Origin of the sequence: Arcobacter sp. F155, assembly GCF_004116455.1 — a bacterium.
In the GTDB taxonomy this organism is placed as follows: domain Bacteria; phylum Campylobacterota; class Campylobacteria; order Campylobacterales; family Arcobacteraceae; genus Halarcobacter.
Window position 1 is genome coordinate 1 of record NZ_PDJU01000048.1, and the last position, 427, is coordinate 427.

The following is a 427-nucleotide window of genomic DNA, read 5'->3' on the forward strand; positions in this document are numbered from 1 at the left end:
GTGTTATCCGGAAACTTTTCACCGGCAGTTAATTTCACCATTTGCGGATCTTTCACCATACTTCCCGTTTCACCAATTTCTACGTAAATGCCATCATTCGGCGCTTTTTGTCCAGAACGAAACCTGCGATTTTGTCCCATCTTCATTCTCCTTCCATGACGTCTTGCCTCATTAGTATATCCATTTTAAAAGAAAGCTTTTCTGTCATGTTTAGGAAACAGTACTACATCTCATTCTTGTACATATATATGAATGACACAAGCGTAAGCAGGGATTTCTTTCCTACTTGTAGAAAAAAAAAGAAACCAACCTACTCTAGGCTAGTTTCAAAGGAGAGTCAAACATATACGAGAAGATTACATGTTCATTATATGCCTCACCACACGAGCAATGTAACCCTTTTCACAATTTGTACATAATGAAAGAA

At 37.7% G+C, this 427-nt stretch carries 1 protein-coding gene; it reads right to left on the minus strand.

Annotation, left to right across the window (positions count from 1 at the left end; translation table 11 throughout):
- Positions 1 to 146, minus strand: a 146-nt coding sequence (locus CRV03_RS14020; protein ID WP_309109198.1) for a YjzC family protein, incomplete at its 3' end; no start/stop codon positions are given.
- Between the last annotated feature and the right edge of the window lie 281 nt (positions 147 to 427).